This is a genomic window from Rhodoferax sp. OV413, from assembly GCF_900104385.1.
Taxonomy (GTDB): domain Bacteria; phylum Pseudomonadota; class Gammaproteobacteria; order Burkholderiales; family Burkholderiaceae_C; genus Rhodoferax_B.
This window is the reverse complement of the sequence record NZ_FNJA01000001.1, coordinates 1,177,478-1,202,838: the sequence shown is the minus strand read 5'-3', so window position 1 is coordinate 1,202,838 and position 25,361 is coordinate 1,177,478. Positions and strand designations below refer to the sequence as shown.

22 protein-coding genes are annotated in these 25,361 nt (G+C 65.1%); 16 read left to right on the top strand and 6 right to left on the bottom strand.

Annotated features, from left to right (window positions below):
- Window positions 1–188 precede the first annotated feature (188 nt).
- Window positions 189–950: a GGDEF domain-containing protein gene (locus BLT66_RS05525; protein WP_176954970.1), complete on the top strand. Its 762-nt coding sequence runs from the start codon at window positions 189–191 to the stop codon at window positions 948–950.
- Here the strand turns inward: BLT66_RS05525 and xdhB are convergent.
- Together xdhB and xdhA are read right to left on the bottom strand one after the other, a co-directional pair.
- Complete coding sequence (gene xdhB, locus BLT66_RS05520; protein WP_092756466.1) at window positions 947–3,274, bottom strand: xanthine dehydrogenase molybdopterin binding subunit; 2,328 nt, start codon at window positions 3,272–3,274, stop codon at window positions 947–949. The genes BLT66_RS05525 and xdhB overlap by 4 nt on opposite strands.
- Window positions 3,271–4,731, bottom strand: coding sequence for a xanthine dehydrogenase small subunit (gene xdhA / locus BLT66_RS05515; RefSeq protein ID WP_092756464.1), 1,461 nt, complete (start codon window positions 4,729–4,731; stop codon window positions 3,271–3,273). Before xdhA ends, xdhB begins: the two co-directional genes overlap by 4 nt.
- A gap of 100 nt (window positions 4,732–4,831) precedes the next feature.
- Here xdhA and BLT66_RS05510 point away from each other — a divergent pair, with 100 nt between their 5' ends.
- The 9 genes from BLT66_RS05510 (at window position 4,832) to BLT66_RS05470 (ending at window position 15,493) form a co-directional block, all read left to right on the top strand.
- Window positions 4,832–5,764 (top strand): LysR family transcriptional regulator, encoded by a 933-nt coding sequence (locus BLT66_RS05510; RefSeq protein ID WP_092756462.1) that lies wholly within the window; start codon window positions 4,832–4,834, stop codon window positions 5,762–5,764.
- Between the two features lie 63 nt (window positions 5,765–5,827).
- Window positions 5,828–7,372: an ABC transporter ATP-binding protein gene (locus BLT66_RS05505; protein WP_092756460.1), complete on the top strand. Its 1,545-nt coding sequence runs from the start codon at window positions 5,828–5,830 to the stop codon at window positions 7,370–7,372.
- Window positions 7,359–8,420 (top strand): ABC transporter permease, encoded by a 1,062-nt coding sequence (locus tag BLT66_RS05500; protein WP_092756458.1) that lies wholly within the window; start codon window positions 7,359–7,361, stop codon window positions 8,418–8,420. The genes BLT66_RS05505 and BLT66_RS05500 overlap by 14 nt, the downstream gene beginning before the upstream one ends.
- 11 nt (window positions 8,421–8,431) lie before the next feature.
- Window positions 8,432–9,352 (top strand): ABC transporter permease, encoded by a 921-nt coding sequence (locus tag BLT66_RS05495; RefSeq protein ID WP_092756456.1) that lies wholly within the window; start codon window positions 8,432–8,434, stop codon window positions 9,350–9,352.
- Between the two features lie 54 nt (window positions 9,353–9,406).
- On the top strand, window positions 9,407–10,573 hold the full coding sequence (locus BLT66_RS05490) for a BMP family ABC transporter substrate-binding protein (protein WP_092756454.1): 1,167 nt from the start codon (window positions 9,407–9,409) through the stop codon (window positions 10,571–10,573).
- Window positions 10,574–10,770: 197 nt separating this feature from the next.
- Complete coding sequence (locus BLT66_RS05485; protein ID WP_092757035.1) at window positions 10,771–11,754, top strand: aromatic ring-hydroxylating dioxygenase subunit alpha; 984 nt, start codon at window positions 10,771–10,773, stop codon at window positions 11,752–11,754.
- Complete coding sequence (locus BLT66_RS05480; RefSeq protein WP_092756452.1) at window positions 11,754–12,800, top strand: adenosine deaminase; 1,047 nt, start codon at window positions 11,754–11,756, stop codon at window positions 12,798–12,800. Before BLT66_RS05485 ends, BLT66_RS05480 begins: the two co-directional genes overlap by 1 nt.
- Window positions 12,801–12,927: 127 nt before the next feature.
- On the top strand, window positions 12,928–14,619 hold the full coding sequence (gene acpA, locus BLT66_RS05475; RefSeq protein WP_092756450.1) for an acid phosphatase: 1,692 nt from the start codon (window positions 12,928–12,930) through the stop codon (window positions 14,617–14,619).
- A 40-nt stretch (window positions 14,620–14,659) separates the two neighbouring features.
- A complete protein-coding gene (locus BLT66_RS05470) occupies window positions 14,660–15,493 on the top strand; it encodes a Rossmann-like and DUF2520 domain-containing protein (RefSeq protein ID WP_255406779.1) in 834 nt (277 codons plus the stop codon).
- A gap of 7 nt (window positions 15,494–15,500) precedes the next feature.
- On the opposite strand, the gene BLT66_RS26400 is transcribed toward BLT66_RS05470, so the two are convergent.
- A complete protein-coding gene (locus BLT66_RS26400) occupies window positions 15,501–15,833 on the bottom strand; it encodes a hypothetical protein (RefSeq protein ID WP_143029147.1) in 333 nt (110 codons plus the stop codon).
- A gap of 200 nt (window positions 15,834–16,033) precedes the next feature.
- On the opposite strand from BLT66_RS26400, the gene BLT66_RS05465 reads away from it, so the two are divergent.
- Window positions 16,034–16,648, top strand: coding sequence for a hypothetical protein (locus tag BLT66_RS05465; RefSeq protein WP_176954969.1), 615 nt, complete (start codon window positions 16,034–16,036; stop codon window positions 16,646–16,648).
- Between the two features lie 82 nt (window positions 16,649–16,730).
- Here the strand turns inward: BLT66_RS05465 and BLT66_RS05460 are convergent, their stop codons facing one another.
- The gene (locus tag BLT66_RS05460) at window positions 16,731–17,789 is read right to left on the bottom strand and encodes a GlxA family transcriptional regulator (RefSeq protein WP_255406778.1); all 1,059 of its coding nucleotides are present in this window, start codon (window positions 17,787–17,789) and stop codon (window positions 16,731–16,733) included.
- Between the two features lie 123 nt (window positions 17,790–17,912).
- On the opposite strand from BLT66_RS05460, the gene BLT66_RS05455 reads away from it, so the two are divergent.
- Genes BLT66_RS05455 through BLT66_RS05435 form a run of 5 tightly spaced genes read left to right on the top strand, consistent with a single transcriptional unit; the run spans window position 17,913 to window position 22,329 of the window.
- The gene (locus tag BLT66_RS05455; RefSeq protein WP_092756444.1) at window positions 17,913–18,779 is read left to right on the top strand and encodes an ABC transporter substrate-binding protein; all 867 of its coding nucleotides are present in this window, start codon (window positions 17,913–17,915) and stop codon (window positions 18,777–18,779) included.
- 31 nt (window positions 18,780–18,810) lie between these two features.
- Entirely contained in the window at window positions 18,811–19,599 is a 789-nt protein-coding gene (locus tag BLT66_RS05450; RefSeq protein WP_092756442.1) for an amino acid ABC transporter ATP-binding protein, read from the top strand.
- The gene (locus BLT66_RS05445) at window positions 19,599–20,255 is read left to right on the top strand and encodes an amino acid ABC transporter permease (RefSeq protein ID WP_092756440.1); all 657 of its coding nucleotides are present in this window, start codon (window positions 19,599–19,601) and stop codon (window positions 20,253–20,255) included. Before BLT66_RS05450 ends, BLT66_RS05445 begins: the two co-directional genes overlap by 1 nt.
- Window positions 20,252–20,938, top strand: a complete 687-nt coding sequence (locus BLT66_RS05440; RefSeq protein WP_092756438.1) for an amino acid ABC transporter permease — start codon at window positions 20,252–20,254, stop codon at window positions 20,936–20,938. Before BLT66_RS05445 ends, BLT66_RS05440 begins: the two co-directional genes overlap by 4 nt.
- Entirely contained in the window at window positions 20,935–22,329 is a 1,395-nt protein-coding gene (locus BLT66_RS05435; protein ID WP_092756436.1) for an amidase, read from the top strand. The genes BLT66_RS05440 and BLT66_RS05435 overlap by 4 nt, the downstream gene beginning before the upstream one ends.
- Window positions 22,330–22,339: 10 nt before the next feature.
- On the opposite strand, the gene BLT66_RS05430 is transcribed toward BLT66_RS05435, so the two are convergent.
- Both BLT66_RS05430 and BLT66_RS05425 read right to left on the bottom strand, forming a co-directional pair.
- On the bottom strand, window positions 22,340–23,053 hold the full coding sequence (locus BLT66_RS05430) for a PEP-CTERM sorting domain-containing protein (RefSeq protein ID WP_092756434.1): 714 nt from the start codon (window positions 23,051–23,053) through the stop codon (window positions 22,340–22,342).
- Window positions 23,054–23,079: 26 nt separating this feature from the next.
- Complete coding sequence (locus BLT66_RS05425) at window positions 23,080–25,293, bottom strand: ExeM/NucH family extracellular endonuclease (protein ID WP_092756432.1); 2,214 nt, start codon at window positions 25,291–25,293, stop codon at window positions 23,080–23,082.
- Window positions 25,294–25,361: the final 68 nt, after the last annotated feature.

Genomic DNA, 25,361 nt, shown 5'->3' with positions numbered 1-25,361 from the left:
TAACACCATGTGTGCCGCACGCCGTCGGGGGCTTGGTGGGACAATGGTCCATGAACCAGCCCAAAACTCCTCCTAAAGCGCCAAGCGGCGATTTGACCTCCCTGGTGGGCGCGCTGGAGCAAAGCCAAAGTGTCAGGGAACGGGTAGAGGCGTGCGCAGACGTTCTCGGTTCCACGAAAAGCGACGTGATGCAAAACCTGGTCAAAGGGGCTGCCGATAAGGCGGTGGGCCTGGCGTTGACCAATATGGAGCAGGTGGAGAGTGAGGTGCAGGATTGTGCCGACGATCTGCACGACGTAAATGACACCCTGGAGCAAGGTGTTGCCGAGCTGGCACGCATGGAGGCTGCGCTGGCGGCGTCCCAGCAAGCTCTGGCGGAGTCCGCAGCCGCTTTGCTGGTAGCCCAGGATGCGGAGCAACAGGCCAAACGGGAGGCGATGCACGACGCGGCGACGGGCCTTCCCAACCGCGAGCATTTCAATCTGCGGCTCGTCCATGCGATTGCGCAAGCGCAGCGCCATGGCTTGACCCTGGCCGTGATGTTCTTCGATCTGGACAAGTTCAAAGCTATCAACGACGGCCATGGCCATGCGGCTGGCGACAGCGTTTTGCAGCAGGTTGCCGACCGCCTGGTGGCGCATTGCCGTGCCGAAGACACGGTGTGCCGCAACGGCGGCGATGAATTCCTTTACTTGTTGATCCACCCCCAGGGCCGGGAGAACATAGAGCGCATCGCCCAGGCCGTGCGCAGCGCCATCGGCAAGCCGATCGAGGTGGATGGCCAGCAACTCGCCATCCACACCAGCATCGGCATATCCGTTTTTCCGGACGACGGAGCCCTGCCGGAAGAGCTGGTGCACCACGCCGATATGGCCATGTATGTGGCCAAGAAGGGGCAGTCGGGCGTGGCCTTTTTTGCCGACACACCCGAGAGCCAGCCCACAGCCTAGGTTGCGCTGACCGCCAGCGCCCGCAGCACGTTTTCCGCCGTTGCCGGCGCCGCCAGCTGCACCACCGCGCCGTCGCCGCGTGCGGCGGCAATCGCCTCCTTCATCGCTTCGAACACGCTGATCGCCAGCATGAACGGCGGCTCGCCCACGGCCTTGCTGCCAAACACGTTGTCCTCGCGGTTCGGCTGGTTCCAGAGCTCCACCTTGAAGTGCGCGGGGATGTCGCCGGTGGCCGGGATCTTGTAGGTGCTGGGCGCGTGGGTGGACAGCACACCCTTGGCGTTCCACACCAGTTGCTCGGTGGTCAGCCAGCCCATGCCTTGGATGAAACCGCCTTCCACCTGGCCGATGTCGATGGCCGGGTTGATGCTGGTGCCAGCGTCGTACAGGATGTCGATTTTCAGCACGCGGCTCTCGCCGGTCAGGGTGTCGATGGCGACCTCGCTGCAGGCCGCGCCGTAGGCAAAGTAGTAGAACGGCCGACCGGTCAGCGTGGTCTTGTCGTAGTGGATCTTGGGTGTGCGGTAGAAGCCGTCGCTCCACAGCTGGATGCGGTTGGCGTAGGCCTGCTGCACCACGCTGGTAAACGGCCGGCTGGTTGTGGGGGTGATCACCTGGCCGTCCTTGAAACGCACAGCGCCGGCGCCGCAGCCGTCCAGGCCGGCGGCAAACTGGGCCAGGTTGTCGCGCACGTTGCGGGCCGCGTACTGGGCCGCGCGGCCGTTCAGGTCGGTGCCGCTGGAGGCGGCGGTGGCCGAGGCGTTCGGCACCTTGCTGGTGTCGGCGGCGGTGGCCAGCACGCTATCGAACGGCACGCCCAGCTCATCGGCCACGATCTGCGCCACCTTGGTGTTCAGGCCCTGGCCCATCTCGGTGCCGCCGTGGTTAACCTGCACGCTGCCGTCGGTGTAGACATGCACCAGCGCACCGGCCTGGTTGAACAGGGTGGCGGTGAAGGAGATGCCGAACTTCACCGGCGTGATGCTGATGCCGCGCTGGATCACCGGGTTGGCCGCGTTCCAAGCCGAAATGGCCTTGCGCCGTGATTGGTATTGTGCAGACTGCTCTATTTTTGAGAGCATGGGATGCAGGATGTTGTCTTCCACCGCCATCTGGTAGTGGGTGGTGTTGCGCTGCGGATTCGGCGTGTCGGCCGCGTCGTACAGGTTCTGCCGGCGCACCTCCAGTGGGTCCAGGCCGAGCTGGCGCGCGATCTCGCTGAGTATGGTTTCAATGACGATCACGCCCTGCGGCCCGCCGAAGCCGCGGAAGGCGGTATGGCTCTGGGTATGCGTCTTCAGCCGGTACGAGCTGATGTCCACATCGGCCAGAAAGTAGGCGTTGTCGGCGTGGAACACCGCGCGGTCGGCCACCGGGCCGCTGAGGTCGGCGCTGAAGCCGCAGTTGGCCAGCATCAGCAGCTTGAAGCCGCAGATGCGGCCCGCGTCGTCATAGCCCACGGTGTAGTCGTAGGCGAACGGGTGGCGCTTGCCGGTGATGGTGAAGTCGTCATCGCGGTCCAGCCGCAGCTTGATCGGGCGGCGCAGCTTGTTGGCGGCAATGGCGGCCCAGACGGCCAGATGCCCGGCCTGCGTCTCCTTGCCGCCAAAGCCGCCGCCCATGCGCCGGCATTCGACCCGCACCGCGTTATTGCTGATGGCCAGCGCGTGCGACACCCAGTGCTGCACTTCGCCCGGGTGCTGGGTGCTGGAATGGACCAGCCATTGGCCTTGCTCCTGCGGCAGCACGTAGGCCACTTGGCCTTCCAGATAGAAATGCTCTTGCCCGCCGACTTCCAGCTGGCCGCTCAGCCTGTGCGGGGCTGCGGCGATGGCCTGGGCTGCATCGCCGCGGCGCACGAACACCGGCGGCAGCACATAGCTTTGCGCGGCATAGGCAGCGCGCACATCCAGGAAGGCGGGCAGGGCTTCGATGTCCAGCTTGACAGCGCGGGCTGCGGCGCGGGCCTGCATCACCGTGCTAGCCACCACCACGCCAACCACCTGGCCGATGTGCTGCACCGTGTCGCTGGCGAAGATCGGCTCGTCGTGGGAAAACGCGGCCAGCACCGTGTCGCCGGGAATGTCGCTGGCCAGCACTACGGCTTGCACGCCGGGCATGGCCAGCGCGGCGTGGCTGTCTACACCCAACAGCTTGCCGTGGGCCACGGTGGACAGGATGGGCGCGGCGTACAAGGTGCCGCGTACCTCGGGCAGGTCGTCCACGTAATGTGCGCTGCCGCTGACCTGGGCGCGCGCACTTTCGTGCGGTACCGAGCGGCCCGCGGCGCTGCTGGCGAGCTTGAGTTTTTCAGGGGCGTTCATACACAGGCCTCCACGTCAAAATGGGCCAGATTGATCTGCGTCTGGCCCTGGCTTTCCAGCCAGAAGCGCTGCAGCAGATTGCCCAGCACCTCGTTGCGGTAGGCGGCAGAGGCGCGCATGTCGGATATCGGCTGGAACTCGGCGCGCAACGCGGCCGCGGCGGCTTGGGCGGTCGCCAGGGTCCAGGGCTGGCCGGCTAGCGCGGCCTCGGTTTGCAGCGCGCGCACCGGGGTGGCGGCCACGCCGCCAGCGCCTATGGAGGCGCGGGTAACGTTGCCGTCGGTGATGCTCAGGTTGATCGCCAGGCAGACGGCCGAAATGTCGTCGTCGAAGCGTTTGGAAATCTTATAAACGCGCATGAAGTCCCCGTTCGGCCGCGGCACCTTGATCCAGGCCAGCACCTCGTCGGCGCCCATTACATTGGTGCGGTAGCCGGTGTACAGGTCTTCCAAGGGCAGCTCGCGCGTGCCATGGGTATTTGCCAACACCACGCTGGCGCCGAGTGCGATCAGCAACGGCATCGAGTCGCCAATCGGTGAGCCATTCGCCACATTGCCACCCAGCGTGCCCGAGTTGCGCACCGGCAGGCCGGCGAAGCGGTTGGCGAAATTTTGCAGCTGCGGCCGGTCGGCGACCAGGGCGGCGTAGGCGTCTTGCAAAGTCACGGCGGCGCCGATCTGCAGGTAGTTGGCATGCGGCTCGATCTGGCGCAGCTCGGCCACCTGGGTCACGTCGAGCACGCGGTCGAAATGCTTGTGCATCTTGGTAACCCACAGGCCGACATCGGTGCAGCCGGCGACGATTTGCGCGCCGGGGTAGGCGGCGCGGGCGGCGGTCAGTTCGTCCAGGCTGCGCGGTGATTTATATGCAAAATCGGGCTCCGCCGCAGACCGGATCAGCGCCAGCTGCTCTAGATGTTGTAGCAAAGCGGTTTCGTCGATGCGCACCGTGGGCAGCTGCTCCATCTGCTGCGCCGCGTCCAGAATCGGCCGGTAGCCGGTGCAGCGACACAGGTTGCCCGAGAGTGCCTCTTGCGCATCGCTGCGGCTGATGGCCTGGCCTTGGCAGACGCTGTTCTGGTACATGCCGAACAGGCTCATCACGAAGCCGGGGGTGCAAAAGCCGCACTGCGAGCCGTGGCACTGCACCATGGCCTCTTGTGCGGGGTGCAGGCTGCCGTCGGCCTGGGCCAGGTCTTCCACCGTCCACAGCGCCATGCCGTTGACCGAGTGGGCCAGGCGGATGCAGCTGTTGATGGCGCGAAAGCGTAAGCGGCCATTTTCCGGCTCGGCCAGCACCACGGTGCAGGCACCGCAGTCGCCTTCGCCGCAGCCTTCCTTGGTCCCGCAGGCGCCTAAGTCTTCGCGCAGCGCCTGCAATAGCGTGCGGTCGGGTGGTACATTGCCCAGCGCCACGGTCTGGCCGCGCCGTATGAAGCGAATGGTTTGGGTCGTCATGGCTTAAAAATTCCTAGTGAGGCAGGGGCGGAGCACAGGGTAAGTTTGTAACAGGCACTCCACATACGCAGCAGCATATGACACGCATCCATACACCTATATGAGAGACCAGACGCTTTTCGACAAGATCGACCTCCATCTCATCAGGGTCTTGCATACCGTGCTTACTGAACGCAGCGTCTCCCGTGCCGCCATCCGCCTGGGCATGACCCAGCCGGCGGTGAGCGCGGCGCTGAAGCGGCTGCGTGATCTGGCCGATGATCCTATTTTGGTGCGTTCTGGCTCTGGCATGGTGCCCACCGATGCGGGTTTGCGCATGCTGACGCCGAGTGCCAGCATTCTTCGTGCCGCCGAGGTGCTGTTCAGCGATGTGCGCAGCTTCGAGCCGCAAACCGCCCAAAGCACCTTCCGCGTCGCCGCCAGCGACTACCTCGATCCCTTGTTTCTACCCCAGCTGGTGGCGCGCATCAAGTCCGAGGCGCCGCTGTGCGCGATCGAAATCCACCCATTGTCGGGCCATCTGGACTACCCCGCGCACCTGGCCCAGGGCGAGCTGGACGTGGTGATCGGCAACTGGAGCCGCCCGCCCGAAGACCTGCACATGGGCCGCTTGTTTGGCGACGAGGTGGTCAGCCTGGTCAGCCTGGAGCACCCGGCGGCGCGCCGCGGCTGGGACCAGGACACCTGGCTGTCGGCCGAGCACATTGCGCCCACGCCCACCCATCCGGGTGCCAAGGGCGTGATCGACGAACACCTGGAGACCCTGGGCCTGCGCCGCAACATCGTGGCCCGCTGCGCGCATTTCGGCCTGATCCCGGCCATGGTGGCATCGAGCTTGCTGGTGCTGACCACGGGACGGCAGTACTGCGAGCGCTATGCGGCGCAGTTGCCGGTGAAGATACTGCCGTGTCCGCTGCCGTTTCCCCGCATGATGTATTACCAGCTCTGGCATGCGCGCACCCACACTTCGGCCTCGGGCAAGTGGCTGCGCGCACTCACCAAGTCGGTGGCGGCTTCGCTACGAAAAGCATAGCTGCTCGTGTAATATACGCCTGCGCTGGAAGCATAATTTTTATAAATCGAGAATCCCCAAGCTATGGCCCCAACCTCAGCTCCACCCAGGTTGCAACTGACCAACATCACCAAGCGCTACCCCGCGGTGGTGGCCAATAGCGGTGTGTCATTGACGGTGCAGCCCGGCGAAGCCCATGCGGTGCTGGGTGAGAACGGCGCGGGCAAGTCCACGCTGATGAAGATCATCTACGGCTCGGTCAAGCCCGACGAAGGCACGGTGCTGTTCAACGGCCAGCCCGTCCACATCCGCAATCCGCAAGAGGCGAGGGCGCTGGGCATCAGCATGGTGTTCCAGCATTTCAGCCTGTTCGACACCCTGACCGTGGCCGAAAACGTCTGGCTGGGCCTGGACAAAAGCCTGAGCCTAGCCGAGGTGACCCAGCGCATCGTCGCCAAGGCCAGCGCCTACGGCCTGGACATCGACCCGAGCCGCCCGGTGCACACCCTGAGCGTGGGCGAGATGCAGCGGGTCGAAATCATCCGCGCGCTGCTGACCAACCCCAAGCTGCTGATACTGGACGAGCCGACCTCGGTGCTGACGCCGCAGGCGGTGGAAAAACTGTTTGTGGTGCTCAAGCAGTTGGTCAGCGAAGGCTGCAGCATCCTCTATATCAGCCACAAGCTGCACGAGATCCGCGAACTCTGCACCGCCTGCACCGTGCTGCGCGGCGGCAAGGTCACCGGTGTCTGCAACCCGGCCGAGGAAACCAATGCCTCGCTGAGCCGGCTGATGATCGGCGCCGAGCCGCCGGCGCTGCAGCACCGCGAGGTGAAGACCGGCGCCACCGTATTGAAGGTGCAAGGCCTGCGCCTGCCGCGCGAAGACCAGTTTGGCGTGGACCTGGATGGCATCGACCTGGAGGTGCGGGCCGGCGAGGTAGTGGGCATCGCCGGCGTTTCGGGCAACGGCCAGCGGGAGCTGATGTACGCCCTGTCGGGCGAAGACACCCGCGCCGCCGCCAGCATGGTGACGGTGTTCGGCAAGCCCGTAGGCCAGCTCGGGCCGAACCAGCGGCGCGCGCTGGGCGTGCACTTTGTGCCCGAAGAGCGTCTCGGCCGGGGCGCCGTGCCGACCATCGGCCTGGCGCACAACCTGATGCTGACGCGCACCAATGCCATCAGCCCCAGCGGCTGGATCAAGGTGCGGGCGCTGCAGACCCAGGCGCTGGGCGTGATCGAGCGCTTCAAGGTCAAGACCGGCGGGCCGAACGCGGCGGCCAAGTCGCTGTCGGGCGGCAATCTGCAGAAGTTCATCGTCGGCCGCGAGATCGACGCCAACCCCAAGCTGCTGATCGTCTCGCAGCCCACCTGGGGCGTGGACGTGGGTGCGGCCGCGCAGATCCGCGGCGAGATTCTGGCCTTGCGCGACGCCGGTTGCGCGGTGCTGGTGGTCAGCGAAGAGCTGGACGAATTGTTTGAAATCTGTGACCGCCTGCACGTGGTGGCCAAGGGCCGGCTGTCGCCCTCGATCCCGCGTGCAGCGGCCACCGTGGCCCAGATTGGAGAATGGATGAGCGGACTGTGGAACACCCCGAACGCAGCGGAGGCGGCGCATGCTCAAGCTTGAACCGCGCCCCCAGCCGTCCAAGTTCTGGGCCTATGGCTCGCCGATCCTGGCGCTGCTGGTGACGGTGCTGATCGGTGTCATCCTGTTCGCCGCGCTGGGTAAGGACCCGGTCAAGGGCTTGATGGTGTTCTTCTGGGAGCCGATCAAAACCCCGTATGCGCTGGGCGAGCTGATGGTCAAGGCCACGCCGCTGCTGATCATCGCGCTGGGGCTGGCGGTGTGCTTCCGCTCGAATGTGTGGAACATCGGCGCCGAAGGCCAGTACCTGATAGGCGCGGTGTTCGCCTCGGGCGTGGCGCTGCTGGCCGACAAGAGCACCGGCGGCTGGATCGTCATTCCCATTCTGCTGGCCGGCGTGCTGGGCGGCATGGTCTGGGGCGGCATCACCGCGCTGCTGCGCGACAAGTTCAACGCCAGCGAGATTCTGGTCAGCCTGATGCTGGTCTACGTGGCCACCATGGTGCTCAGCTACCTGGTCTACGGCCCGTGGAAAGACCCGCTGGGCTACAACTTTCCGCAGACCAAGAACTTCGACGCCGTGACCCAGATCCCGCGGCTGTGGAAGGGCTCTCGGGTCAGCATCGGCCTGCTGATCGCGCTGGCCGGGGTGGCAGTGCTGTGGGTGTTCCTGTTCCGCACCCGGGCCGGCTTTGCCCAGCAGGTGGGCGGGTTGGCGCCGGCGGCGGCGCGCTATGCGGGGTTTTCGTCGCGCAAGGCCTTGTGGATTGCGCTGCTGACCTCTGGCGGCGCAGCCGGTTTGGCCGGCGCTCTGGAAGTCGCCGGGCCGATTGGTCAACTCACGCCCTATGTGCCGGCGGGCTACGGCTTTGCGGCCATCATCGTCGCCTTTGTCGGGCGGCTGCATCCGGTGGGCATGGTGTTCTCTGCCGTGCTGATGAGCATGTTCTACATCGGCGGTGAACTCGCGCAGTCTCGCCTGGGCTTGCCCAAATCCCTGACCGGTGTGTTCCAGGGCCTGCTGCTGTTCACCTTGCTGGCTTGCGACACCCTCATTGCATATCGCATACGTTTCAGAAAGGCTGCGTAATGGGAACGGTATTGGATTCGTATGCCTTGTTATTTGCGGCCACGTTGAGCGCTGGCACGGTATTGGCGCTGGCCGCCTTGGGTTTGCTGGTCAACGAAAAGGCCGGCATCGTCAACCTGGGCGCCGAGGGCATGATGCTCTGCGCGGCCATCGCCGGCTACGCCACCGTAGTGAATACCGGCAGCGACTGGCTGGGTTTTGCGGCCGGCATCGGTGCGGGTGCGCTGCTGGCGGCGGTGTTCGGGGTGCTGGTGATCTGGCTGAACACCAACCAGTACGCTACCGGCCTGGCCTTGAGCCTGTTCGGCGCCGGCTTCTCGGCGTTTGCCGGTATCAGCTATGTGCAGGCCAAGCTGCCCGAACGCATGCAGTTCTCCATCCCCGTGCTGGGCGACATCCCCCTGGTCGGGCCGGCGCTGTTCCGCCAGCACCCGCTGGTGTACCTGGCGATGGCGCTGGTGGCGGCCTTGATCTGGTTTCTGTACCGCACCCGCAGCGGCCTGGTGCTGCGCTCGGTGGGCGAGTCGCCCGAGTCGGCCCACGCGCTGGGTTATCCGGTACGGCGCATCCGCTTCCTGGCGGTGGTGGTGGGCGGCGCGCTGTGCGGGCTGGCCGGTGCCTATATTTCGCTGGTTTACACACCGCTGTGGGTTGAGGGCATGGTGGCCGGCAAGGGCTGGATCGCGCTGGCCTTGACTACCTTCGCCACCTGGCGGCCGACCCGCGTGCTGCTGGGTGCCTACCTGTTTGGCGGCGTGACCATGCTGCAGTTCCACCTGCAAAGCGTGGGGGTGGACGTGCCCAGCCAGCTGCTGAGCATGCTGCCCTACCTGGCCACCATCGTGGTGCTGGCGCTGATCTCGCGCAACCCGGCGTGGATTCGCATCAACATGCCGGCTTCGCTCGGGAAACCGTTTTATCCCGGTTCATAATCATTTTGTTACGTTCGAATTTCTCCTCGCAAACCCCCCAGAAAGTGAAATCACATGACTGACCTGAAGAAACGCACCTTGATTCAAATCGCTGCCGCATCGGCGGTGGCGGCGGCCCTGGCCGGCTGCGGCAAGAAGGAAGAACCCGCGCCAGCACCCGCTGCCGCGCCTGCGGCCTCGGCACCGGCTGCCGAAGCCCCCCCTCCCAAGCCCGAGCCTTTGAAGATTGCGTTTGCCTACGTCGGCCCGGTCGGCGACGGCGGCTGGACCTTTGCCCACGACAACGGCCGCAAGGCGCTGGAAAAAGAATTCGGCGACAAGATCAGCACCAGCTTTGTGGAAAGCGTGCCCGAATCCGCCGACGCCGAGCGCGTGCTGCGCGACATGGCCAGCAACGGTAACAAGCTGGTCTTCGGCACCACCTTCGGCTACATGGAGTCCATGCTCAAAGTGGCTGCCGACTTCAAGGACGTGAAGTTCGAACACGCCACCGGCTACAAGACTGCCGACAACATGGCCACCTACGACAGCCGCACCTACGAAGGCGCGTACATGGCCGGTGTGATCGCCGGCAAGATGACCAAGTCCAATACCTTGGGCGTGGTCGGCTCGGTGCCAATCCCTGAAGTCATCCGCAACATCAACAGTTTCACCCTGGGCGCGCAAAGCGTGAACCCCAAGATCAAGACCAAGGTGGTCTGGGTTAACGAATGGTTCAGCCCACCGAAGGAAACCGAAGCCGCGACCGCGCTGATCAACGGCGGCGCCGACATCCTGTTCCAAAACACCGACTCGCCCGCCGTGCTGAAGACCGCCGAGAGCAAGGGCAAGCGCGCCTTCGGCTGGGATTCGGACATGACCGCTTATGGCCCCAAGGCCCATCTGGCATCCAGCGTCATCAACTGGGGTCCGTACTACATCAAGACCACCAAGGACGCCCTGGACGGCAAGTGGGCTAGCGGCAAGAGCTGGTGGGGCGTGAAGGAAGGCGCGATCGACATCGTGTCCATCGCCGAAGACGTGCCTGCTGAAACCAAGGCCAAGATCGACGAGATCAAGAAGGGCCTGGCCGACGGCAGCTTCGCCATCTGGAAGGGCCCGATCGTGGACCAGGCCGGCAAGGTGGTAGTGGCCAAGGATGCGGTGGCCGACGACGCCTTCCTGGGCGGTGTGAACTTCTACGTCAAGGGCGTGGAAGGCAAGATTCCAGGCGGGAAATAAGGCTCACCCCCAGGCTTGCCCACTGCGTGTGGCCGCCAACCCCCTTGCAGGGGGCAACACCAGCAGCCCGGCGGAGCCGGTTCTGCGGTGTTTCTGGAAGGGGCGGCTAGTCGCGTGGGTGATGCCTGTTGAGATTCAAAGCCGCTCTGGGAGCGGCTTTTTTGTTTGCGGCACAGTCTTTGCTGGATACCTTGAACATGATGGAAAAAACTCTTTGGCATCCGGTGGCTGCGAGCGCTGATTTGGCGCAGCAGCCGCTGGCCGCCACTTTGCTGGAGCAGCCGGTGGTGCTGTGGCGCGACTCGGCGGGCGTGGCGCATGCCTGGGTCGACCAGTGCCCGCACCGCGGCGCGCGGTTGTCGCTGGGACGGGTCTGTAGCGATCGGCTGGAGTGCCCGTACCACGGCTGGCAGTTTGCGGCCTCGGGGCAGTGCGTGCATGTGCCGGCCTTGCCAGACTTCAGCCCGCCCGCGAGCCATGTGGTGCGCAGCTTTGCGGCCTGCGAGCGCTATGGCCTGGTCTGGGTGCGGCTGCAGGGTAGTGCCGATGCGCAAGATCTGGTGCCGTTTACCGCCGAGGCCGACAGCCGTTTGCGCAAGATCAATTGTGGCCCGTTCGACGTGGCGACCAGCGCACCACGGCTGGTAGAGAATTTTCTGGACATGGCGCATTTCGCCTTTGTGCACGAGGGCTGGCTGGGCAGCCGCGGTGCCTGTTCGATTGATGACTACCGGGTCGACAGCACGCCCGATGGCTTTGTTGCCACGCAGTGCAAGGCCTGGCAGCCGCAGTCCAGTGCGCACGCCACCGCGCCGGCGCAGGTGGAATACAGCTACACGGTGGAGGCGCCGTACGCCGCCGTGCTGACCAAAGTGCCCGAGGCGTCCAGCGTCGCGCTGGTCGACTACCGTGAAGCGATCGGCATGTTCATCTGCCCGGTCGGCCCGGAGCACAGCCGGGTCTGGTTTAGACTGGCTGGACCCGATGGGCCGGCGTCTGACGACAAGCTGCGGACCTTCCAGCAGACCATCTTCGCGCAGGACCAGCCGGTGCTGGAATCGCAAACCCCCAAGCGCCTGCCGCTGGACCCGCGGGCCGAGCTGCATACCGCGGCGGACAAGGCCTCTGCCACTTACCGGCGCTATCTGAAACACCTGGGTATTACTTTTGGAGTCTGCTGATGACCACACCCTTCACCGTACCCGCTATCGCCGCCGACCGCCTGCCTGAGCTGCTGCGCGGCATGCCCAAGGCCGAGCTGCACATCCACATCGAAGGCTCGCTCGAGCCCGAGCTGATCTTCGCGCTGGCCCAGCGCAACCGCGTGGCGATTCCCTACGCCAGCGTCGAAGAGCTGCGCAGCGCCTATGCGTTCAGCAATCTACAGAGCTTTCTGGACATCTACTACGCCGGCGCCAGCGTGCTGTTGACCGAGCAAGACTTCTACGATATGGCGCACGCCTATCTTGCGCGGGCTGCTACAGATAACGTAGCGCACACAGAAATCTTCTTCGACCCGCAAACCCATACCGCGCGCGGTGTGGCCATCGACACTGTCATCAACGGCCTGCACCGCGCCTGCGTCGATGCGCAAAAACAGTGGGGCCTGAGTGCGGTGTTGATCTTGTGCTTTCTGCGCCATTTGAGTGAAGAAGACGCGTTTGCTACCTTGGAGCAGGCGCTGCCGCTGCGCGACAAATTCATCGGTGTCGGCCTGGATTCCAGCGAGCTTGGCCACCCGCCGGAAAAGTTCGCCAAGGTCTTCGCCAAATGCCGCAGCCTGGGCTTGCGCCTGGTGGCGCACGCGGGCGAGGAGGGACCACCGGCCTACATCTGGAGCGCGCTGGACGTGCTGCATGTGGAGCGCATCGACCACGGCGTGCAGTCCGTCCACGATGCCTTGCTGATGCAGCGCCTGGCGCAGGACCGCATTCCGTTGACAGTCTGCCCGCTGTCGAACCAGAAGCTTTGCGTGTTTCCCGATCTGGCCGACCACAACCTGGGCGCGCTGCTCGACGCCGGCCTGGTGGCCACCGTCAACTCGGACGACCCGGCTTACTTTGGCGGCTACATCAACGAGAACTTTACCCAAACCTTTGCCGCCACCGGCCTGACGGCCCATCATGCTTACCAACTGGCGTACAACAGCTTTGAGGGCAGCTTTATCGACGCCAGCCAGAAGCAGCTTTTCCAGGATCGGCTGCAGGAATACTTCGCGCGTTTCTAAGCTTCTGAGGGCGCCGCCGGCTACAGCCCGGCTGCGCTGCTTTACACAGCAGGGTATGTTTTTGTCATGGCCATCCCGCTACGATGCTTGGCTGCGATTTCGCCCCGCAAAGCACCAAAGGAACGCCATGACGGACCCCGCGTTAGACAAGTCTTCGCCCGAAGCATCCCATACCCCCAGCCCGCTGCCCGAAGTCAGTCGCCGCAACTTCCTCGGCGGCATGGCCACCGCCGGCGTCACTGCATCACTGGCGGCCTGCGCTACCGACGGACCGATGGCCGGCGCCGCCGGTGGCAGCGCACTGGACCAAACCTTGCGCAAGAACGTCAAGACCGTGGTGGTGATCTACGGCGAGAACCGCAGCTTCAACAACCTGTTTGCCGACTTCCCTGGCCTGGAAAAGCCGCTGTCTGCACTCAAGCCCGGCGCCTTCGCCCAGCGCGACCGCGACGGCAAGCTGCTGGGCAAGCTGCCGCAGACCTGGGGCGGCGTGGTGCAGACGGCTGCCCAGGTGGTCGAAGGCGTGGCCTACGAGCCCGGCAAGCAGTACCAGACCGATTTGCCGAACGCACCCTACGCGATGAAAGGCCCGCAAGGCGAAGCCCTGCCGCTGGGCCTGGTGACGCGCGATCTGGTGCACGCCTTCTTCCACAACCAGATGCAGATCAACGGCGGCAAGAACGACGGCTTTGTTGCCTGGACCGACGCCGGCGGCATCACCATGGGCTATTACGCCGACACCCGCTACAACCTGCGGCTCTGGGACATCGCCCGCGAATTCGTGCTCTGCGACAACTTCTTCCAGGGGGCCTTCGGCGGCTCCTTCCTGAACCACCAGTACCTGGTCACCGGCACCGTGCCGTTCTACCCCGACGTAATGAACTCGCCGGCCCGCACCCAGGTGGCCAAGCTGCAGAGCAGCGACCCGACCGACTACCGGCTTGCGCCGGCCGAAGGCAGTCCCGCCAGCGCCATGGACGGCCCGCCCAAGTTCAGCCCCAACGCGTTGACACCCGATGGCTACGCCGTGAACACCATGGCGCCCCCGTACTGGCCCACCTGGTCACGCGACCCCGCCAACCCGGACTACGCTGCGCCAAACCAGCCGCAGGTGCTGGTGCCGCAGGTGCACCACCACATCGGCGACAAGCTGGACCAGAAGGGGGTGGATTGGGCCTGGTACGGCGGCGCCTGGCAGGCCACGCTCGACCAGTTTAAGGACTCGAATGGCATCCCCAAGATCCCGAACTTCCAGTACCACCACCAGCCGCTCAATTACTTCAAGAACCTGGGGCCAGAGAACCCCACGGCGCGCAGCAAGCGCCTGCGCGACGGCGGCCTGGGCGACGAGAGCCGCACCAACCGCTTCTTCGCCGACATCGAAGCCGGCAAGCTGCCGCCGGTGAGCTTCTACAAACCCCAGGGCAACCTGAACATGCATGCCGGCTATGCCGATGTGACCTCGGGCGACCGGCATATCGCCCACGCCATCAAGCTGCTGCGAGCGAGCCCGCAGTGGGAGAACATGGTGGTGGTCGTCACCGTCGATGAAAACGGCGGCTGGTGGGACCACGTAGCGCCGCCCAAGGGCGACCGCTGGGGCCCGGGCACGCGCTTGCCGGCACTTGTGATTTCGCCTTTTGCCCGCAAGGGCACGGTGGACCACACGATCTACGACACCGGCTCCATCCTGCGCCTGATCACCCGCGTGTTCGGCCTGGAAAAGCTCGACGGTCTGAAGCAGCGCGACGACGCGATGCAGGCCCGCGGCCAGCAGCCTATGGGCGACATGACCAACGCGTTGAAATTTACCGCCTGATCCTGTGTGGTTCATGCCGGCCGCTGTGTAGCATGGCGGCATGACTACCCGTTTGCTCACCCTGAATCTGGTCGGCGCTGGCCGCGTGGCCCAAACCCTGGCGCGCCTGTGGCAGCAGGCCGGCAGCTTCGCCGTGCAAGATGTGCTGACCACCTCGCTGGCCAGCGCCGAGGCGGCCTGTGTATCCATCGCTGCGGGCCATGCCGTTGCATCTTTGCAGGTTATGCGTCCGGCCGATGTGTGGGTGCTGGCCGTGCCAGATGCGCGGCTGCCGCAGGTTGCGCAGGCCCTGGCCCAGGTGGCGCCGCCAGCGTCCATGGCGTTCCATTGCAGCGGCGCCTTGGGCAGTGCGACGCTGGCCCCCTTGGCCGATCTGGGCTGGCGCACCGCCAGCGCGCATTGCATTCTGAGCTTTGCCACGGTGGACGCAGCCGTGGCCCAGTTCCCCGGCACGGCCTGCGCGCTGGAAGGCGAGCCCGGCGCCTGTGCGCAGCTGCACAGTGCGTTCAGCGCCATTGGTGCGCAGTGCTTTGGTGTGGCCAGCGAGCACAAGCTGCTGTACCACGCGGCTGCGGTGTTCGCCACGAACTTCCTGCCGGTGCTGCAAAGCGTAGCCGAAGATGCCTGGCGCAGCAGCGGCGTGCCGCAGGCGCTGATCCCCGGCCTGCGCGCCACGTTGCTGGCCAATGCGGCGGCCAACATCACCCGGCTGGGCCCTGCGGCGGCGCTGACCGGCCCGGCAGCGCGTGGCGATACCGCGGCCATCGCCCGCCAGGCCGAGGTGGTAAAGGCCTGGGACGCACAAGCGGGTGCGGCCTACGAAGTCTTGAGTGGATTGGCGCTGCGCCTGGCCGCCCAGCGCGGGGCGGGCTAAGCAGCCATCAGTTGCGCAGCTGCAGGCGGAATTCGGTCAGTGGCACACTGACTTTTTCGTGGGGAATCACGCCGTCTATATCCTGCATGCCCACAAAGAGATTGCCTTTGCTGATCTGCACGTGGGTGACCGTGTGGTTGTTGCCCTTGTACTGCACGGTAGCGCCACGTTTGTAGATGGCCATCCAGATGCAGCGTACCGGGGTCTCTGCTGCGGGAGCGGGTACCGGTAGTGTTGCTGGTACCGGTGCCGGAGCGGGTGCCGACGCAGCTGCCGGTGTGGGCGCCGCAGTCACGGTACTGGCAGGCGCATCAAACAGGTCGTCAAAATCATCACTCAACGGCGGCTTTCCAGTGGGGTGGATGGGCTAAGGCCGGCATCCATCGATACGGGGGAAGAAGTGAAAAATAAGCGTTCTGCGGTGGGAGGGCATCCAGCAGCAGAACGCGTAAGCAATTGTATTCGTCGATGTGCCCACCACCTGTGGTTTTGCTGCGATATACCTGCGATCCGTGCTTCCGTGGAACAATCCACACCACCATGCGCCATACCGCCTACCTGCTCCCCGCTATTGCCTCCTTTGGGCTGCTGCTGACCCCGTTGGCGCAGGCCCAGTTGCCCGCACGCGACCTGATAGTGGAGTTGCGGCAGGTCGATGATGGCGGCGGCTATACCGCCAGCACCCAACCCAGCGCCGCCCCGGTGGCGCCGCAGCAGGTGCATGTGCGCAATGGTGAGGCTGCCACCCTCAGCATGGGACAGAACATGCCGATCCGCTGGGTGCAATCGGTGGGCGGGCAGAGCAGCCAGCGCACATCGGGTGCGGGTTCGGCATCCAGCAGCGGCGGTGGTGTCAGCTACGGCATGGTCTGGATGCAGTCGGGCCAGAGCCTGCGCGTGCAGCCGCGCTGGCCGGGCGGCAAGCAGGCGGTGGCGGTGCAGATCGACCTGCAGGCCGCCAGCGTCGCCGCCCCCACGGGCAATGCCGAGCTGCCCAGCCAGGAACGCAGCCAGCTCAGCACCACCGTCAGCGCGCCGCTGGGCCAGTGGGTCACGGTGGCGGCCAGCGGCGGCCAGGCGGTTGCGGGCAGTTACAGCAGCGAGGCGGCGGTGGAAGCCCGGCGCTTGGTGCAGATCCGGGTGTCGGCGCGTTGAAGCTGTTTGCTATTTATTTGATAGCTGCTGGTACTGACTAAATAAGCGCCAGAGCCACTTTTTCTATAAAACTACCTGGGCTTCATGCCGCCAGCACCGCGCGGCGCAGCCGGCCCGGCGCCACGCCGTACAGCTGCTGGAAGTGCCGGATGAAATGCGAGGCGTCCGCAAAGCCGCATTCGTAGGCAATCGCGCTGACGGGCGAGTCCGAGGTGGTCAGCAGCCAACGGCCGTATTTCAGCCGTGAGTTGCGGTAGAACTCCGACGGCGAAGTGCCAGTTTCGGCCATGAAGACCCGCTCCAGTTGCCGGCTGCTGGTTTCCACCAGGCGGGCGATCACGGCGATCTCCAGCGGCGTGTTGATGTTCTTCTCCATCAGCATGATGGCCTGGCGCAGCTTGTCGTTTTCCGTCGAAGCATAGCCCAGCGCATGCCGGCGCGTGACGTGGGTGGACGAGCGCTGCGACACCGTCATCTGGTGCACCACTTTGGCCGCGCGGTCCGGGCCGCAGTGGCGGCGTATCAGCTCGGTGGCCAGCTCGATGATGGAGATACCGCCGGCGCAGGTGATGCGGTCGCCGTCGAACAGGTAATCGGCATTCGTCGCAAACGCCTGGGCCGGGAACATCTTCTTCCAGTCGTTCACATGGAAGGGATGCACACAGGCCACCTTGCCCTGCAACAGCCCGGCCTGGGCCAGCGCGAAGCTGCCGGTGCAGATGCCGATCAGCGGCGTGCCGGCCGCAGCTACTTCTTGCAGAAAACCGTTGTAGCGCCGGTCCACTGTAGCCATGAAGGGCAGCAGCCCGCCGATCACCGCCACGTAGTCGAACTGATGGTGGCTCGATAGCGACTGCTGCACCGGAATCTCCACCCCGCAGCTGGCCTGGATCGGCTGGTCCGGTACGCCCAGCACGGTCCACGAGCAGCGCACTTGCCGGCTCTGGTCTCCTATGTCGGCGGCATGCCGCAGCGCATCGCACAGGCCGGCCAGCGACAGCAGCGGAAAGCGCGGCCACAGCAGGATGCCGATGCGCAGCTCCACACCCGATGGGTCCAGCGGTGGGCGCTCTTTGGAGGCATCCAGCAGGCCTACCAGTTCTTTCGCGCCATCTTTGGCCGGAGGTTTAGGTGTTTTCACGGTGTGTCGCATACGTTCAATTTACAAGCAAGCGCTTCCTATGCCAAGCGGGGCGTGATTTTTAACAATCGTGTCACGCCAACGCGTAAACCCGAAGCACTCTTCCAACCTGCAGGAACCACCATGAAACCACTCTCAATCACCCGGCTGCTGTGCACCTTGCTCGGTGCTATCGCGCTGCTGCCGGCCGTGCAGGCGCAAACCCCTTCGACCATCGACAAGGGCAATCTGACCATTGCCTTCACCGGCGACATGCCCGGCACCGGTTACCAGGACGGTCTGATGATCGGCTACGACGGCGAGATCCTGCAGCGCATCGCCGACGCGGTGAAGCTCAAGGTCAAGCCGGCACTGATGGAGTGGTCGGGCACCATCGCCTCGGTGCAGGCCAAGCGCGTCGATGTGATGGCCGGCACCATGGGCTGGACCGAGCAGCGCGCCAAGATCATGACGCTGAGCGATCCGATCCATTACTTCAAGAACGGCATCACCCAGTCGAACAAGAACAACTGGTCGCACCTGAAGGACCTGGAAGGCAAGAAGGTCGGCACGATCACCGGCTTCTCCTTCATCCCCGAGCTGCGCAAGATCGCCGGCCTGCAATTGACCATGTACGACACCTCGGATGCCGCGGTGCGGGATTTGCTGGCCGGCCGCATTGACGCGGTGATCGGTGACCCACCGGTGATGCAGTACGCGATCTCGCGCAATCCGCAGTGGAACGTGCGCTTCAACGCCTTCGTGGATGCGAATCCTGACTTCCCGCTGCTGACCGGCCTGGGCCAGGTGGTGTTCGGCCTGAACAAGGACAACCCGGAACTGGCCCAGGCGGTGAACGCTGAGATTGCCAAGCTCTGGCAGGGCTGCGAGCTGAAGAAGATCGGCAGCAAATACGGCCTGGTGCAGGACGTGTGGTACGTGCCCGCCGGGCAGAACTTCCGTGCCGGCGTAGACCGTCCCGCGGACTGGAAGCTGCCTTCCTGCAAGTAACCCACTGTCCATTTGCCCCACCCACGCTGCCATGAACAACCCCCTGCTGCAGGTCCAAGGCCTGAAGAAAAGCTACGGCCAGACCGAGGTGCTAAAAGGCATTTCATTTGATCTGGCCAAAGGCGAAACCCTGTCGCTGATCGGCCCCAGCGGGTCGGGCAAATCGACCTGTTTGCGCTGCCTGAACTACCTGGAGCGGCCCAGCGAAGGCAGCATCCTGCTCGGCACCGAGCGCATCGGTCAGCTGCCGGACAAGCGCGGCGGCTTCCGCTTCATGAGCGACAAAGAGCTGGCGCCGCAGCGCACCGAGATCGGCATGGTGTTCCAGCTGTTCTACCTGTGGCCGCACTTGAACGTGCGCGACAACGTGGCCCTGGGCCCGATCCGCGCCGGTGGCATGTCCAAGGCCGAGGCCTACGAGCTGGCCGACGAGATGCTAGACAAGGTGCATCTGCGGCACAAGGCCACCGAATACCCGGAGCGTTTGTCCGGCGGCCAGCAGCAGCGCGTGGCGATTGCCCGGGCGCTGGCCCAGCGGCCCAAGCTGATGCTTTTTGACGAGCCGACGTCGGCACTCGACCCGGAACTGGTCGGCGAGGTGCTGGGCGTGATCCGCGAGCTGGCGGAGGAGGGCCGCTCGATGATTCTGGTGACACACGAGATCCGCTTTGCCCGCGACGTGGCCGACCGCGTGATCTTCATGGACGGCGGCCACATCGTCGAGCAGGGCACTGCCGCCGACGTGATCAACCGGCCGCAAATGGAGCGCACGCGCAGCTTTCTCGGCCAGGTCGGCGCCGCTGCGGAAGCGGTGTCGTGATGGCTGCGTTTGATATTTTTGCGCGCATCCTGGTCACGCTGGCGCTAGGTGCGGTCACCGCTGTGCAGGTGGCCGTCGGCGCCTTCGCCATCGCCGCGCTGCTCGGTTTGCTGCTGGCGATCTGCCGCACCTTCACCCGCAGCCGGCTGCTGCAATGGGCGATTGCCGGCTATATCGAATGGATGCGCAATGTGCCGGCGCTGGCGCATCTGTTCCTGCTGTACTTCGGGCTGGCAGCGGTGGGGCTGAGGCTCTCGCCGCTGACGGCCGCCGTCATCGGCCTGGGCCTGGTGGGCGCGGCGATTCTGTGCGATGTGTTTGCGTCGGGGCTGAAATCTCTGCACGTCGGCCAGCGCGAAGCGGCTTTGTCGGTCGGTCTGACACCTATCAAGACGTTGCGCCACGTACTGCTGCCGCAGATGCTGCGCGTGACGCTGCCGTCGCTGGGCAACTACGTCAGCCAGATGCTGAAAGACACCTCCATCGCCTCGGCCATTGCGGCGCCGGAGATCATGTTTTTCGCCCGTAACCTGGTGACTTCCACCTTCGAGACCACGCTGATCTACCTGGCGGCCATGCTGCTGTACGCCGCGATGATCTTGCCGATCAGCTGGGTCTTTGCCCGCACCGAGCGTCACCTGGAGACACAGCGATGAGCATCTTTTTCATGGCCTATCTGGAGTACCTGCCAGAGTGGTTGCCGCGCCTGGCCCGCGCTGCGGTGGTGACGGCGCAGCTGTCGGCGGTTGGCTTCATCGCCGCACTCCTGGGCGGTGCGGCGCTGGTGGCGATGCTGCGCAGCGGCAACAGCCTGCTGCGCCACGCCGCCAATCTGTTCATCCAGGCCGTGCGCACCGTGCCGCTGCTGGCCTTGCTGCTGGCGCTGTACTTCGCGTTGTCGCCGCTAGGCATCACCTTGTCCGGCTACTGGGCCGGTGCGCTGGGCCTGGGCCTGCACGGCGCGGCCTATGTGGCCGAGATTTTTCGCGGCGGTCTCAATGCCATCCACAAGGGCCAACGCGAAGCAGCTTTGGCCGTCGGCCTGGCGCCGCGTCAGGTGTTCATTCGGGTGGTGCTGCCGCAGGCGCTGCGCCTGATGCTGCCGCCGCTGCTGAACACCTATGTGGCGCTGCTGAAAGACAGCTCGCTGTGCGCGCTGATCGCCACCGACGAGCTGATGCTGACGGCCAAGGCCATGGCCAGCGAGTTCTTTTTGCCGCTGCACATCTTTCTACTGGTGGGCCTGTTTTACTTCGGCATCGCCTTTCCGCTGTCCATGCTGTCGCGCCTGTTCGAGCGGCGGTTGGCTCGGGGCCGGCGGGTGATGGGGGCGGTATGAGTGTGGCATTTGGATCCATAGAGCAGACCCAGCAGGCGCTGGTATCCGGCGCGCTGACCAGCGTGGCATTGGTGCAGGAGCACCTGGATCGCATCAGCCGATGGGACCCGCAGCTGCATGCCTTTATCAATGTCTATGCCGACGAAGCGCTGACCGCTGCCGAGGGCCTGGACCGGCTGCGCCAGGCCGGCACGCTGCTCGGGCCGCTGCATGGCGTGACGGTGGCGATCAAGGATTTGTTCGACATCCAGGGCAAGGCCATCACCGGCGGCTCGGCCGCGTTGCCGCCGCGCATTTCCACACTGACGGCAACTGCGGTACAGCGTCTGCGCAGCGCCGGCGCCATCGTGCTGGGCAAGACGCACACCGTTGAATTCGCCTTTGGTGGCTGGGGCACGAACACGACCATGGGCACGCCCTGGAACCCGTGGGATCTACAGACGCACCGCGTGCCCGGCGGCTCCAGCAGCGGCTCGGCAGTGGCGGTGGCGGCCGGCATGGCCTGCGCGGCAATAGGCACCGACACAGGGGGCTCGGTGCGCATTCCTGCCGGCCTGTGCGGTCTGGTGGGGCTGAAAACTACCCATGGCCTGGTGAGTCGCCACGGCCTGCTGGAACTGTGCCCCACGCACGATACCGTGGGTCCGCTGACCCGCAGCGTCAGAGATTGCGCGACGATGTTGGACGTGCTGGCTGGGCCGGACGAGCTCGACCCGGTGTCGCGCCTGGCACGCACGCGCTCGGTGGCCCAAGGGCTGGAGAAAGAGGTGAAGGGCATGCGGGTGTGGATACTGCCTCGGCCGGAGCGTGAGGATGTGGATGCTGACGTATTACGTGCCTACGACCGGGCACTGGACGCGTTGGCGGGGCTGGGCATGGTGCTGGTCGAGCGGCCACTGCCGCACAGCCTGGAGCATTCCATGCGCATCGCCGGCAGCCTGATGAGTGCCGAGGGCTATGCGCATCTAGGCCCGCTGTTCGAGCGCCGCGAGCTGCAGTTCGACCCGAACATCCAGCGCCGCATCCTGCTGGGGCGAGACATCGGTGCGGCTCAGTACATTCAGCTGCTGCGCCAGCGTGAGCTGGCCAAGGCGGCGATGCTGGAGGCCATGGACGGTGTGGATGTGTGCGTGTTCCCGACGAATGCGATCAGCGCGATACCGCTGAGCCAGGTCGACGAGCTGGCCACACCACTGTCGCGCTTCGGCCGCTTTGTGAACCTGCTGGACCTGTGCTCGGTAGCCGTGCCGGCAGGCTTGTCGTCGGCCGGCATGCCGATCTCGGTGCAGTTCATCGGCCGGCCGTTCGCCGAGCCGACGATTCTGCGGGCGGCGTTTGCCTTCGAGCAAGCAACTGCATGGCACCGGGCGCTTCCACCCGGGCTGGATTGAGGCGCTGGGGTCAGCCGGCGCGCCGCTTGCGCCAGACGATCAGGCCCAGGCCTAGCGCCACCAGGGCCAGGGAGCCGGGTTCCGGCACGGTGTTGTCGGCGCTGAGCTGCACCTGGTCGATGGCCAACGAGGACATGACGGCCGTGTCGTTCACGTCCACCACGCCAAACGCAATGCTGTGGTTGCCGCTGCTGCCCAGTGTCAGGCTGAAGGGGTTGTAGCCGGTCTCGAACAGGTTGTCGCCGGTGCCAGGCAAGGCAGCATCGGCGGCGCTGGCCAGCCGCAGCAGCACGCCGTCCAGCACCACAAAGGCGTAGTCGGCAAAGCTGTCGCGGGTGCCGAAGTTCCACAGAAAACTCAGGGTCTGGCCTGCATTGCCGGTAAAGCTTTGCCAGGCCAGTGCGCCTTCGGCGGCGAAGTCAAACGCTGAAGGGTCGAGCGCGCCGGCGGCCAGGCCGGCCGCAGCCGACAGCAGGCTGGCATCCACCGCATCGGTGCCCGAGCGGTTGAGGCTGGCTATCGGATTGTTCGACGCATCCACGTCGTCGGCCGCCACCGTGGTGTTGGTCAGCAGCAGCTGGCCGTTCTGGTTGCTCGCATCGCCCAGGGTATTCCAACCGGTCAGGCCAGTAGCGAAGTTGCCGTTCACGATATTGGCTTGCGCGGTGCCGCACAGTGCAGCCAGTAGAGTGAAGGCGAGGCTGGTTTTTTGGAAGAAGTGCATGGTGTTGGTTCGGTAAGTTGGGAGGTTCAGCGCAGCACTACATCCCGGCTGATGCGGATGTCGGCGGGGGCCACGCCTTGCAAGGTTGCCAGGCTGCGCCAGGCGCCACCGGCATTGAACTGCAGCACGCTGTTGTTGCCGTTGGCCACGGCCTGCACCAGGCTTTCGGCTCCGGGTGCCTCAGGGGCATAGCCCAGGCTGGCCAGCAGCAGGCGCAGGTCGATCTGGTCTTTGCCGGGTACAAAGTCGGTGAGGGTGTCGCCGGCGTCGCGCAGGTTGGTGAAGGCGTAGACGTTGTTTCCCGCGCCGCCGCTCAGGGTGTCGGCACCTGGGCCGCCCACAAAGTAATCGTCGCCCGGCGTGCCGACCAGGGTGTCGCGGCCGGCGGTGCCGGTGATCGTTTTGTACAGGTTCAGGCCCAACACCACGGGGTCGTGGTCGGACGAGCGGTAGGGGGTGGCGCTGTACAGGTCGGGGGCGCAGGCGGCACAGGCCGGCTGCTTGAATTCGAGGTTGTAGTCCAGCACCGAGGGCTCGTCGGCATTGATGTGCCATTCGGTGGCGCGGGCTACCTTGGGCGACATGCTGGCGGTGGCGATCGCGTGGTCCAACCGGCCGGCAGCGCCGTTGAATACATAGGAATAGCCAAAGCTGTTGAAGCGGCCAATCTGGTCCACATAGCCGCTGCCTGTCAGCTGCGCAATCGGGTCTTCTTGCGCATAGGCGTTGAAGTCGCCGACCAGCAATACATCGTTGCTGCCGCTGGTGGTTTGCAGGCCGCCGATAAAGGTCTTCAAGGCCTGGGCCTGCTGCACGCGCTGGCTGTTCCAGCAGCCTTGCAGGTCGCCCTGGTCCAGGTCGGTGCCGGTGGCGCCATCGCAGCCTTTGGATTTGAAGTGGTTGACCACCAGGGTGAACTTCTCGCCATTGGGGGCTGCAAAGCTTTGGGCCAGCGGAGGGCGGTTGTGGATGGCGCTGGCGTCGCTGGTGGAGGCGCCGGAGAGGGCAATGCGGGCCGGCTTGTAGATCATCGCAACCTTGATGGCATCGGTGCCCGTGCCGGTGCTGGGGTCGGGTACCGCGGCATAGGTGGCTGCACCCAAGCGCGTGTTCAGCGCGTCCACCAGGTTCTGCACGGCGGTGCTGCCGTTGTTTTGTATCTCCATCAGGCCGACCGCATCGGCGTTGATGGCGGCCAGGGCGCCGACGATCTTTGCGCGCTGGCGTTCGAACTCGGTCAGGTTGTTGGCGCCACGGCAGTTGCTGGCTGCGGTAGCACCGCCCAGCGTGCAGCCTTGCCCGGTCTGCCCCGAGGCCGTGGCGCCATTGGTGAAGGTGGTGAAGTAGTTCAGCACATTGAAGCTGGCCAGGCGGATGTTGCCGCCCATCGCCTCGGGGGCGGCGGTGCGTACGTTTTGGCGGCTGAACACCGGGGCCACCGTGGGTTGCAGCTTGTAAGAGCCATAGTCGGCATTGCTGGCCGTGGCCAGGCCGTAGTCCAGCACGCCGGTTACCGCGCCCACCGTGTCGCCCGCGCGCAAGGTGTTGTCGGCACCCACATAGGGCATGGGGTTGGGGTTTTGCAGGCTGCTGCCGTCGTCCAGAATGAAGCTGCGGCGCGCGTTGGCCTCGTTCAGCGCCAGTGCTTGTGCGCCGGGGCGGAAGCGGTTGGTGGGCGTTTCCAGCCGGCCCTGGGCCGATAGTGTGAGCTGGCCGTAGCGGCCCTGGAAGTAGTTTTGCGATGCGGTCAGCGGCCCGTTGATGGTGACCAGCATGCCCTCAAAACGCTCGAAGTCTTCACCCTGCGGCAGCGGCAGTGTCAGCACCACCGGAGCCACGCTCTGGCCGGTGCCGATTACGCTGAGGTCGGCGATGGTGGTCAGCTCGGTCACCGTATGGGCTGCGGTGTCTGCATTGCTGGCCGCGCCAGTGTTGAACTCCACCACCTTGCCCGTCAGCCGTACCAGGTTGCCGGCCGCCACGGTGGGCGCGCTGCCGGTGAACACCAGAATGCCGTCCGATGTGGCCGGGTTGGCGTCGCCCACCAGGTCCTGCAGATAAAACCCGTTGTTGTTGACACGTGTGACCACACCGGTGGTGGTGACGGTCTGGCCCACCAGCGGGCTGGCGCTACCGGTGCCCTGGATGGCATAGATCGGCGTGTCGGCCGCCTGGGCGCTGGCGGCCAGCACCATGGTGCCCAGGGCGGCGATACAGAGTGCAGTGCGGGTGAAGAGCATGGGTGTCCTGTCTCGGTTGTAAAAGGGCCGCAGGGTCACTGCGGTCAGTCTTGGCTGTGGAGAGATGC

Coding starts and splice junctions, on each gene's coding strand:
- BLT66_RS05525 (WP_176954970.1), top strand. CDS start 189: ATGCAAAACCTGGTCAAAGGGGCTGCCGATAAGGCGGTGGGCCTGGCG.
- xdhB (WP_092756466.1), bottom strand. CDS start 3,274: ATGAACGCCCCTGAAAAACTCAAGCTCGCCAGCAGCGCCGCGGGCCGC.
- xdhA (WP_092756464.1), bottom strand. CDS start 4,731: ATGACGACCCAAACCATTCGCTTCATACGGCGCGGCCAGACCGTGGCG.
- BLT66_RS05510 (WP_092756462.1), top strand. CDS start 4,832: ATGAGAGACCAGACGCTTTTCGACAAGATCGACCTCCATCTCATCAGG.
- BLT66_RS05505 (WP_092756460.1), top strand. CDS start 5,828: ATGGCCCCAACCTCAGCTCCACCCAGGTTGCAACTGACCAACATCACC.
- BLT66_RS05500 (WP_092756458.1), top strand. CDS start 7,359: ATGCTCAAGCTTGAACCGCGCCCCCAGCCGTCCAAGTTCTGGGCCTAT.
- BLT66_RS05490 (WP_092756454.1), top strand. CDS start 9,407: ATGACTGACCTGAAGAAACGCACCTTGATTCAAATCGCTGCCGCATCG.
- BLT66_RS05485 (WP_092757035.1), top strand. CDS start 10,771: ATGATGGAAAAAACTCTTTGGCATCCGGTGGCTGCGAGCGCTGATTTG.
- BLT66_RS05480 (WP_092756452.1), top strand. CDS start 11,754: ATGACCACACCCTTCACCGTACCCGCTATCGCCGCCGACCGCCTGCCT.
- acpA (WP_092756450.1), top strand. CDS start 12,928: ATGACGGACCCCGCGTTAGACAAGTCTTCGCCCGAAGCATCCCATACC.
- BLT66_RS05470 (WP_255406779.1), top strand. CDS start 14,660: ATGACTACCCGTTTGCTCACCCTGAATCTGGTCGGCGCTGGCCGCGTG.
- BLT66_RS05465 (WP_176954969.1), top strand. CDS start 16,034: ATGCGCCATACCGCCTACCTGCTCCCCGCTATTGCCTCCTTTGGGCTG.
- BLT66_RS05455 (WP_092756444.1), top strand. CDS start 17,913: ATGAAACCACTCTCAATCACCCGGCTGCTGTGCACCTTGCTCGGTGCT.
- BLT66_RS05450 (WP_092756442.1), top strand. CDS start 18,811: ATGAACAACCCCCTGCTGCAGGTCCAAGGCCTGAAGAAAAGCTACGGC.
- BLT66_RS05445 (WP_092756440.1), top strand. CDS start 19,599: ATGGCTGCGTTTGATATTTTTGCGCGCATCCTGGTCACGCTGGCGCTA.
- BLT66_RS05440 (WP_092756438.1), top strand. CDS start 20,252: ATGAGCATCTTTTTCATGGCCTATCTGGAGTACCTGCCAGAGTGGTTG.
- BLT66_RS05435 (WP_092756436.1), top strand. CDS start 20,935: ATGAGTGTGGCATTTGGATCCATAGAGCAGACCCAGCAGGCGCTGGTA.
- BLT66_RS05430 (WP_092756434.1), bottom strand. CDS start 23,053: ATGCACTTCTTCCAAAAAACCAGCCTCGCCTTCACTCTACTGGCTGCA.
- BLT66_RS05425 (WP_092756432.1), bottom strand. CDS start 25,293: ATGCTCTTCACCCGCACTGCACTCTGTATCGCCGCCCTGGGCACCATG.